The following is an 8590-nucleotide window of genomic DNA, read 5'->3' as shown; positions in this document are numbered from 1 at the left end:
TTCGAACCCCGTTTTCCGCTTTTGCCAACGCAATAAAGCCGGGGTGGCGGAACTGGCAGACGCACAGGACTTAAAATCCTGCGGTGAGTGATCACCGTACCGGTTCGATTCCGGTCCTCGGCATTTTTATATGATGCGCCCATAGCTCAATTGGATAGAGTGTTTGACTACGGATCAAAAGGTTAGGGGTTCGACTCCTCTTGGGCGCGCTTGTTTTACGGGAAGTAGCTCAGCTTGGTAGAGCACTTGGTTTGGGACCAAGGGGTCGCAGGTTCGAATCCTGTCTTCCCGATAAATTTACAAAAGGGGCCTTAGCTCAGCTGGGAGAGCGCCTGCTTTGCACGCAGGAGGTCAGCGGTTCGATCCCGCTAGGCTCCATATCATTTGAATAAATGATTTTTTCGCGGTGTAGCTCAGCTGGCTAGAGCGTCCGGTTCATACCCGGGAGGTCGGGGGTTCGATCCCCTCCGCCGCGATTTTTAGAGCCTGGACCTTTAGCTCAGTTGGTTAGAGCAGACGGCTCATAACCGTCCGGTCGTAGGTTCGAGTCCTACAAGGTCCATCAAGGCATTCTATCATTTTTACTTTTGGAGGATTACCCAAGTCCGGCTGAAGGGAACGGTCTTGAAAACCGTCAGGCGGGTAAAACCGTGCAAGGGTTCGAATCCCTTATCCTCCTTTGCTTCAGTTTTAATCTATTGTTTACTTGGTTGTTTAAGGAAACGACGTTTCCTGAAGGACAACTTATTATCGCGGGATGGAGCAGTCTGGTAGCTCGTCGGGCTCATAACCCGAAGGTCGTAGGTTCAAATCCTGCTCCCGCAATTGCTTTTGTTCATCAAAAGCGTTATAAAAGCTAATATGGTTTGGTAGTTCAGTTGGTTAGAATGCCTGCCTGTCACGCAGGAGGTCGCGGGTTCGAGTCCCGTCCAGACCGCCATGCGGGTGTAGTTTAGTGGTAAAACTACAGCCTTCCAAGCTGTTATCGCGAGTTCGATTCTCGTCACCCGCTTAGCTTTTATTTTAGGGGCCTATAGCTCAGCTGGTTAGAGCGCACGCCTGATAAGCGTGAGGTCGATGGTTCGAGTCCATTTAGGCCCATATAAATGTATATATACATTTGGGGAAGTACTCAAGTGGCTGAAGAGGCGCCCCTGCTAAGGGTGTAGGTCGGGAAACTGGCGCGAGGGTTCAAATCCCTCCTTCTCCGTTCTTTTTTATTGGTCCGTTGGTCAAGCGGTTAAGACACCGCCCTTTCACGGCGGTAACACGGGTTCGATTCCCGTACGGATCATTGTACTTTTGGAGGATTACCCAAGTCCGGCTGAAGGGAACGGTCTTGAAAACCGTCAGGCGGGTAAAACCGTGCAAGGGTTCGAATCCCTTATCCTCCTTTTTTACATATTTATCTATTGTTATTTGGTTGATATTGGAAATGATGATTTCCTCTCCTTCAACTTATTATCGCGGGATGGAGCAGTCTGGTAGCTCGTCGGGCTCATAACCCGAAGGTCGTAGGTTCAAATCCTGCTCCCGCAATTGCTTTTTTAAAGCAAACAAACAGAAATGTTTCGGTTTGGTAGTTCAGTTGGTTAGAATGCCTGCCTGTCACGCAGGAGGTCGCGGGTTCGAGTCCCGTCCAGACCGTTTTTGGCTCGGTAGCTCAGTTGGTAGAGCAATGGATTGAAGCTCCATGTGTCGGCAGTTCGATTCTGTCCCGCGCCATAGAAATGCGGGTGTAGTTTAGTGGTAAAACTACAGCCTTCCAAGCTGTTGTCGCGAGTTCGATTCTCGTCACCCGCTTTAGCATTTTTTATTAAGGGCCTATAGCTCAGCTGGTTAGAGCGCACGCCTGATAAGCGTGAGGTCGATGGTTCGAGTCCATTTAGGCCCATTATCTTCATTTGGTCCGTTGGTCAAGCGGTTAAGACACCGCCCTTTCACGGCGGTAACACGGGTTCGATTCCCGTACGGATCATGTAAGCATTCTTGTGAGTGCTTTTTTTTATTGCCAAAAAACACCTTTTTTAGGTTTTTTAAAGTCAAAACCGCTAAAGTCTGATATAATCAGTTCGTTGCAAGTTCCCGAAAGGATTCGCAGCTGCGAAGATGCCTTGTAACCGAATCATATTTAGGGGGAATATAAAAAATGACAGAGAAACACTTATTCACTTCAGAATCCGTTTCTGAAGGACATCCAGACAAAGTTGCTGATCAAATCAGTGATGCGATTTTGGACGCTTTATTAGCCAAGGATCCAATGGCCCGAGTAGCATGCGAAACGTCTGTAACGACAGGATTGGTTTTGGTTTTTGGTGAGATTTCTACAACAGCATATGTCGATATTCAAAAGATCGTTCGACAAACCATAAAGGAAATTGGGTATACACGTGCAAAGTTCGGATTTGATGGTGACACTGTTGCCGTATTAGTGGCAATCGATGAACAATCGCCAGATATTGCGCAAGGTGTAGATGCGGCTTTAGAAATTCGCGAAGAAACCGATAAAGAAGATATCGGCGCTGGCGACCAAGGCCTGATGTTTGGATTTGCTATTGACGAAACACCTGAATTGATGCCATTGCCAATCGCGTTGAGCCATCGTTTGGTGCGACGCTTAGCTGAGTTGCGTAAATCAGATGCATTGCCTTACTTGCGTCCTGATGCCAAATCACAAGTCACAGTGGAGTATGATGACAACGATCAGCCGCAACGGGTCGATACCGTCGTGATCAGTACACAACATGATGATGCAGCAGACAATGAAACGATTCGTCACGATGTGATCGAACAAGTGATCAAAGAAGTGATACCTGCAGATCTTTTAGATGCGCAGACAAAATATTATATCAATCCAACTGGCCGTTTTGTGATCGGTGGGCCGCAAGGTGATGCCGGCCTGACGGGAAGAAAAATCATCGTAGATACGTATGGTGGGTATGCACGTCATGGTGGGGGTGCTTTTTCTGGGAAAGATGCCACCAAGGTTGACCGTTCAGCGAGTTATGCAGCTCGTTATATCGCCAAAAATATCGTAGCGGCTAAACTGGCGCAAAAAGCTGAAGTTCAATTGGCGTATGCTATCGGTGTGGCACAACCCGTATCGATCAGTGTCAATACATTCGGTACTGGCACTGTTAGCAACGAACGCTTGATTCGCGCCATTCGTGAAAATTTTGACTTACGACCAGCTGGCATTATCGACATGTTAGATTTGCGCCGTCCAATTTACCGTCAAACTGCTGCTTATGGACATTTTGGCCGGACAGATATTGACCTGCCATGGGAACGGACAGATAAAGTTACAGCCTTACAACAAAGCGTGAAAGCGTAAATGCCGAAAGCTCGATCGATCATATTCGATTGAGCTTTTTTCTTGTGCTGTAAAGGGCTTATCATGCTGAGGGTGTGCCTTCCGTTACTTTTTACACGGACAATCAGAAAAGAATCTGTTACAATATAAAAAAAGAATCGCAGGTGATCACATGGCTTTTTTACAAGCGAATATTTACTCCAATATATTGGAGATGGAAGTAATGGTCGATGTCATTCTTCCTCAGGAAACGGAAAAAAAGATCGGCACCGCAACAACAAATAAAGGGACTGAAATCCCAGTGCTATATTTGCTGCACGGCATGGGAGGCAACCATAGTGTGTGGCAAAGAAGAACAGCGATCGAACGTTATGTAGCAGCTTATCAATTGGCAGTTATCATGCCTTCAACTGATTTAGGCTGGTATACGGATACAACGTATGAAATGAAGTATTGGACCTTTATTTCTGAAGAACTACCGAAGATCGTTCAAGAACTCTTTCCACAATTGACGACAGCAAGAGAACACACCTATGCTGCCGGCTTATCAATGGGTGGCTATGGTGCGATGAAATTAGGTTTGCGGCAACCAGAAAGATTTGCGGCTGTTGCCTCACTTTCGGGTGCATTGGCGATGGCAGAGAGTATGGAGAATTTACTGCAAGTGCGCGGACAAGCCTATTGGGAAGGAATATTTGGTCCTTTAAGTGCCTTCAAAGGATCAGAGAATGATCTGATTCATTTGATCGATACACTTGATCCAAAGACAGCACCACGCTTTTATATCAGCTGCGGAACAGAAGATCAACTGTTTCCTGCCAGCGAATATGCAGCGGAAAAATTAGCCAAACACCAAATTCCAGTGACATTTGAATCGGGGATTGGTGTCCATGATTGGCAGTTTTGGGATCAATGGATTCAAAGAGTCCTTGCCTGGCTTCATGAAGCATAACAAAACAGCACTTACCGTCACATTAAGGTAAGTGCTGTTTTTTGCGCTCAATACAATAGAGGATAGGGGGCTGATTGCGCTGGTTGATAAATTGATAGGATAGAACATTATAGGACTCTTGCGGCAATCCTGCACAAAATCGATGCACAGTGTCCAGTTCAGCTTCTCCACCTTGATGCCCATAGTAGCAGACAATCACGATCCTGCCTTTAGGCGCCAAAAGAGGCAATAATGCATTTAATGCCTGTTGCGTCGTTTCTGGCATTGTAATAATGTCCTTATTTCCTCTTGGAAGATAGCCAAGATTGAAGATGGCTGCCTGAACTGGTTCAGTGACATAGTCGCCTAAGTGCTCATGCCCGCGGTGAATCAAGGTTGCTTGAGCAAGAAGGTGTTTCTCTGCTAAACGATTTTTCGTGACTTCCAGCGCTTGTTCTTGCACATCGAAGGCGAATACCTGTCCTTTGTCCCCAACCAGAGCTGCCAATAGTTCGGTATCAAAACCATTGCCCATAGTGGCATCAACGACAGTGTGCCCCGGCTGAACAACTTCTTTTAATAAGGTATGACTATAGTGCATGGCTGTTGGCAGCATGAACAGTCCCCTCTCTCACTGAGAATTTCCCTTGGTAAGAATCTCTGCGCTGCATTTCGCGATCGATTTCATTAAGCACTTCCCATTTTTTTAAGCTCCACATAGGACCAATCAAGGCATCCCATGGGGCATCTCCTGTCAAACGATGGATGATGATTTCAGGCGGAATCATTTCTAATTGATCGCAGATCAAGGAAACATAACTTTTTCGATCCATGAGCTGCAATCGGCCTTCATGATAATCCCGCAACATCCGCGTATTACGCATCAAATGCAATAAGTGCAATTTGATCCCTTGAATGTCTGAATCTTGGATCGTTCGCCGGACGTTTTCTTGCATCATTTCGATCGTTTCGCCAGGTAATCCATTGATCAAATGCGTACAGACCCGAATCTGATGTTTTCTCAGTTTTGCTACACCATCTAGGTAGGTTTGATAGTCATGGGCACGATTGATGGCTTCGCTCGTAGCTTCAAAAGTCGTTTGCAAACCCAATTCGACCCAAAGATAATAACGCTGGTTCAATTCGGCCAAATAGTCCACCACATCATCGGGCAAACAATCAGGACGGGTACCAATCGAGATGCCTACAACGCCAGGCATCGTCAATACTTGTTCAAAGCGCGCGCGAATGACTGAAACAGGTGCATGGGTATTCGTGAAATTTTGAAAATATACGATGTATTGATCGACATGGGGCCATTTTTTGTGCATCATATGGATTTCTTGATGAAATTGTTCGGGTAATGGTGCTTCAGGGGCGATGATCATATCGCCAGATCCAGAGACACTGCAAAAAGTACATCCACCTTTCGCAACTGTCCCATCACGGTTGGGGCAGTCAAAGCCCGCATCGATAGGCACTTTAAAAATTTTTTCGCCAAATTGCTGGCGCAAAGCATAATTCCAAGAATGATATCGTTTATTCTTGTCCTCTGCATAGGGAAATGAATCCATTGACATTCGCCTTCTCTTCTATAGTTGTTTTCGGGTAAAACGCCAGACAAAGCGTTTCTGTAAATAATAAGGATACGTCAGGAGCAGCCATGACAAGCCAACACAAAAACCGCCAAGCACGTCACTAGGAAAGTGCACACCAACATAGATTCTACTGATACCTATCAAGAGAATCAACAAACCAAGCAAGATGCGCAGACACCATTGCCAAAAAGGCTGCTTGAACAGAATCGGGACCAGTAATAGCAGGGTCCCATAAAAAACCATACTGCCAGTGGAATGGCCACTAGGAAAACTTGAACTTGTTTCAACGACCAGATGCTCTAATGTCGGTCTTTCACGCAAGAAGACCAGTTTGATCAACGGATTAAAAAGTCCGGCGATCCCAATCGTCCCTAGACTGAGCCACAATGCTTCCGCATAGTATTTGTTGATCAAAAAGACAACTAGGACCACTAAGAATAAAAGAATGATCGTCACTGGGTTCGCAAATTTTGTGACCCATAAGAAAAAAGGAGTCATCAAAGGATAGCCACTGCGGATCACCCGTGTCAGCGACTCGTCAAAAGGGTTCAGCCAACTTGGATAAAATTTTACGATGTATCCTAAAAAAACAAAGAGCAATAAGAAACAGCTGCCCGCGTATTGATAATATAATTTTTTTTGCATCAATCAATGCCTCGCTTCTACATCAGATTTGACAATACATACCTGCAATTATAGCATTAATTACTTAGAGAAGCCGATGATTTTCATGATTATATGTCAGAAATCCGGATGATTACACATGTTCTTTTAACGATGTGCATATTTCACTAAATGTTGGTTTGATTACAGAGAGTTTACAGTTTATAAAAAACGCCCAAATATCTTTTATAAAATCTTAAGAAACTGTATACTTAATCTACGTTCAATATAAGAAAAAACGGAGGATTTAGGGTCATGGAAACAAGTCAGACACAGAAAGTACAACGGCAAAGAGAACAATCGGGTGAATTGTATCAAATCATGAGAAAAAGTGCAGCTGTTTTAGGTACCACGTTAACTGCGCTCTCTGTTGTTACTCCTCTGATGCCTGCTGTTGAAGCAGAAGCAGTAGAAACGTCAGTGGCACAAGTTTCTACCAGCAATTTTGCTGCGCCGAACACATCCGCTTTTATTACTGAGATCGCGACTTATGCACAACCAGTCGCACAAGCCAACGACCTTTATGCATCGGTTATGATCGCACAAGCGATCCTTGAGAGTGGATGGGGAAGAAGCAGTCTATCTAAAGCGCCAAATTATAACCTATTTGGTGTCAAAGGTTCATACAATGGTCAAACCGTCTATATGAGTACGTTAGAGTATTTGAATGGGCAATGGGTCACTATGAGTGAGCCATTCAGACAATATCCTTCATACACACAGTCATTTCAAGACAATGCCAGTGTGATTCGCGGCAATAGCTATTATTCAGGTGCTTGGAAAAGCAATACAAGCTCGTATCTAGATGCAACGGCATGGTTGACGGGACGCTATGCGACTGCACCAAACTATGCGTCTTCCTTGAATGCGGTGATCCAACAATATGGCTTGACCAAGTATGATACGCCTGCTTCAGGAAATGCTGGTGGTGGGGCAACTGTCAGCAGCAGTACGAGTACAAGTGCCTCTTCAGTGAGCACCACAACAAGCAGCAGTTCAACGTATACGGTGGTATCAGGGGATTCCGTTTGGTCTGTTGCAAACAAACATGGTATCTCCATGGATCAATTGCGCAGCGCCAACAATATCAAAAATGACTTTATCTATCCAGGACAAACGTTAGCTGTATCTGGATCGACGACAAACTCGGCAACGACCAGTACATCGGTATCACTGGTCAATAAAAATGCGACCTCGACGGCATCTAGTACGGCGAGCAGTTCAACGTATACGGTGGTATCAGGGGATTCCGTTTGGTCAGTCGCCAATAAATATGGGATTTCCATGGACAAATTGCGTAGTTTGAACAACATCGAAAATGATTTTATTTACCCAGGCCAAACATTATCGGTCTCAGGTAGTTCGACAACGACAAGCACCACCAATACAACCAGCACTGCGCGCACAACGACGACTACATCAAATGGCACGTATACAGTGGCAGCTGGTGATTCTGTTTGGTCGATCGCAAATAAAAACAATATCTCCATGGATCAATTACGCAGCGCGAACAATATCAAAAATGATTTTGTTTATCCAGGCCAGCAATTATCGATCTCAGGAAGTACGACAACAAGCGCGTCTTCTAGTACGACAAGCACGACCTCTTCAGCAGGTACCTATACAGTTGCTTCTGGGGATTCTGTCTGGGGGATCGCAAACCAATTTGGGATTTCTACCGATCAATTTATTCAATGGAACAATATCCAAAATAATTTTATTTATCCTGGTCAAAGCGTAAGGGTAAAATAGATTGCTATTCCGATGGATTTTTGATAGGATAAATGCAATGAATCTTTTCACATTTGAGAAGGAATAGTAGAAAAGCGTTGGAGCTTCAGAGAGTGCATGGTTGGTGAGAATGCATAGCACACCTTTCGAACTCGCCTTCAAGTGATATCTGACTGAACAATGACTAAGCAGATACGGCGATGGCCGTTACAACATCGAGGTCTGTTTCTTTGCGGAACAGATAAACTTAGGTGGTACCACGTTGATAACGTCCTATAAAAATCAAATTGATTTTTATAGGATTTTTTTTTATCAGTTTTGTTTGCAAAACAGCAAACAAAACACCAATTTTAT

5 protein-coding genes, 20 tRNA genes, 1 pseudogene, 1 riboswitch and 1 other annotated feature are annotated in these 8590 nt (G+C 44.8%); of the genes and pseudogenes, 23 read left to right on the top strand and 3 right to left on the bottom strand.

All coding sequences use genetic code 11. From position 1 onward, the window contains the following. The first annotated feature begins 37 nt into the window (after positions 1-37). From ACYVRS_RS12165 to ACYVRS_RS12060, 22 genes are all read left to right on the top strand, one after another. Positions 38-123, top strand: a tRNA-Leu gene (locus ACYVRS_RS12165). Between the two features lie 12 nt (positions 124-135). Further along, positions 136-209 (top strand) — tRNA-Arg (locus ACYVRS_RS12160). 9 nt (positions 210-218) lie between these two features. After that, positions 219-292 (top strand) — tRNA-Pro (locus ACYVRS_RS12155). A 13-nt stretch (positions 293-305) separates the two neighbouring features. Then, positions 306-378, top strand: a tRNA-Ala gene (locus tag ACYVRS_RS12150). 24 nt (positions 379-402) lie between these two features. Next, positions 403-476 (top strand) — tRNA-Met (locus tag ACYVRS_RS12145). Positions 477-488: 12 nt separating this feature from the next. After that, positions 489-562, top strand: a tRNA-Ile gene (locus ACYVRS_RS12140). Between the two features lie 27 nt (positions 563-589). Then, positions 590-679, top strand: a tRNA-Ser gene (locus tag ACYVRS_RS12135). A 72-nt stretch (positions 680-751) separates the two neighbouring features. Then, positions 752-825: transfer RNA gene (locus ACYVRS_RS12130), tRNA-Met, on the top strand. Positions 826-863: 38 nt separating this feature from the next. Next, a tRNA-Asp gene (locus ACYVRS_RS12125) sits at positions 864-940 on the top strand. A 1-nt stretch (position 941) separates the two neighbouring features. After that, a tRNA-Gly gene (locus ACYVRS_RS12120) sits at positions 942-1012 on the top strand. Between the two features lie 15 nt (positions 1013-1027). Further along, a tRNA-Ile gene (locus ACYVRS_RS12115) sits at positions 1028-1101 on the top strand. A gap of 21 nt (positions 1102-1122) precedes the next feature. Beyond that, a tRNA-Ser gene (locus tag ACYVRS_RS12110) sits at positions 1123-1210 on the top strand. Between the two features lie 12 nt (positions 1211-1222). Beyond that, positions 1223-1294: transfer RNA gene (locus tag ACYVRS_RS12105), tRNA-Glu, on the top strand. Between the two features lie 10 nt (positions 1295-1304). Continuing rightward, a tRNA-Ser gene (locus ACYVRS_RS12100) sits at positions 1305-1394 on the top strand. Between the two features lie 71 nt (positions 1395-1465). After that, positions 1466-1539: transfer RNA gene (locus ACYVRS_RS12095), tRNA-Met, on the top strand. A gap of 34 nt (positions 1540-1573) precedes the next feature. Continuing rightward, a tRNA-Asp gene (locus tag ACYVRS_RS12090) sits at positions 1574-1647 on the top strand. Positions 1648-1652: 5 nt separating this feature from the next. Continuing rightward, positions 1653-1725, top strand: a tRNA-Phe gene (locus ACYVRS_RS12085). A 7-nt stretch (positions 1726-1732) separates the two neighbouring features. Beyond that, positions 1733-1803, top strand: a tRNA-Gly gene (locus ACYVRS_RS12080). 17 nt (positions 1804-1820) lie between these two features. Continuing rightward, positions 1821-1894 (top strand) — tRNA-Ile (locus tag ACYVRS_RS12075). Positions 1895-1906: 12 nt separating this feature from the next. Further along, positions 1907-1978 (top strand) — tRNA-Glu (locus tag ACYVRS_RS12070). A 92-nt stretch (positions 1979-2070) separates the two neighbouring features. Further along, positions 2071-2152: riboswitch (SMK box riboswitch) on the top strand. Beyond that, a complete protein-coding gene (metK, locus tag ACYVRS_RS12065) occupies positions 2150-3334 on the top strand; it encodes a methionine adenosyltransferase (protein ID WP_461203426.1) in 1185 nt (394 codons plus the stop codon). (Overlaps the previous riboswitch by 3 nt.) A 151-nt stretch (positions 3335-3485) precedes the next feature. Beyond that, the gene (locus ACYVRS_RS12060) at positions 3486-4265 is read left to right on the top strand and encodes an alpha/beta hydrolase (protein WP_313540780.1); all 780 of its coding nucleotides are present in this window, start codon (positions 3486-3488) and stop codon (positions 4263-4265) included. Positions 4266-4287: 22 nt separating this feature from the next. Here ACYVRS_RS12060 and mnmM read toward each other — a convergent pair whose 3' ends face one another. The 3 genes from mnmM to ACYVRS_RS12045 are packed head-to-tail and all read right to left on the bottom strand — an operon-like array spanning position 4288 to position 6487. After that, positions 4288-4860, bottom strand: coding sequence for a tRNA 5-(aminomethyl)-2-thiouridylate-methyltransferase MnmM (mnmM, locus tag ACYVRS_RS12055; protein ID WP_461198673.1), 573 nt, complete (start codon positions 4858-4860; stop codon positions 4288-4290). Continuing rightward, the gene (gene mnmL / locus ACYVRS_RS12050; protein ID WP_313540784.1) at positions 4835-5818 is read right to left on the bottom strand and encodes a tRNA modification radical SAM protein MnmL/YtqA; all 984 of its coding nucleotides are present in this window, start codon (positions 5816-5818) and stop codon (positions 4835-4837) included. Before mnmL ends, mnmM begins: the two co-directional genes overlap by 26 nt. An 18-nt stretch (positions 5819-5836) precedes the next feature. Continuing rightward, complete coding sequence (locus ACYVRS_RS12045) at positions 5837-6487, bottom strand: phosphatase PAP2 family protein (RefSeq protein WP_054115620.1); 651 nt, start codon at positions 6485-6487, stop codon at positions 5837-5839. Between the two features lie 273 nt (positions 6488-6760). On the opposite strand from ACYVRS_RS12045, the pseudogene ACYVRS_RS12040 reads away from it, so the two are divergent. Beyond that, positions 6761-8254 (top strand): annotated as a pseudogene (locus ACYVRS_RS12040) (LysM peptidoglycan-binding domain-containing protein); the annotation flags it as partial. Between the two features lie 47 nt (positions 8255-8301). Continuing rightward, positions 8302-8515, top strand: a binding site (T-box leader). Positions 8516-8590 lie beyond the last annotated feature (75 nt).

The sequence above is a fragment of the Enterococcus salsurae genome (genome assembly GCF_054784955.1).
Note: the sequence above shows the minus strand (reverse complement) of the source record. Positions and strands in the feature narration are given on the sequence as shown.

Bases quoted from the DNA above. Each gene is read 5' to 3' on its own strand.
- metK (WP_461203426.1), top strand. From the start codon at position 2,150: ATGACAGAGAAACACTTATTCACTTCAGAATCCGTTTCTGAAGGACAT.
- ACYVRS_RS12045 (WP_054115620.1), bottom strand. From the start codon at position 6,487: ATGCAAAAAAAATTATATTATCAATACGCGGGCAGCTGTTTCTTATTG.
- mnmM (WP_461198673.1), bottom strand. From the start codon at position 4,860: ATGCTGCCAACAGCCATGCACTATAGTCATACCTTATTAAAAGAAGTT.
- ACYVRS_RS12060 (WP_313540780.1), top strand. From the start codon at position 3,486: ATGGCTTTTTTACAAGCGAATATTTACTCCAATATATTGGAGATGGAA.
- mnmL (WP_313540784.1), bottom strand. From the start codon at position 5,818: ATGGATTCATTTCCCTATGCAGAGGACAAGAATAAACGATATCATTCT.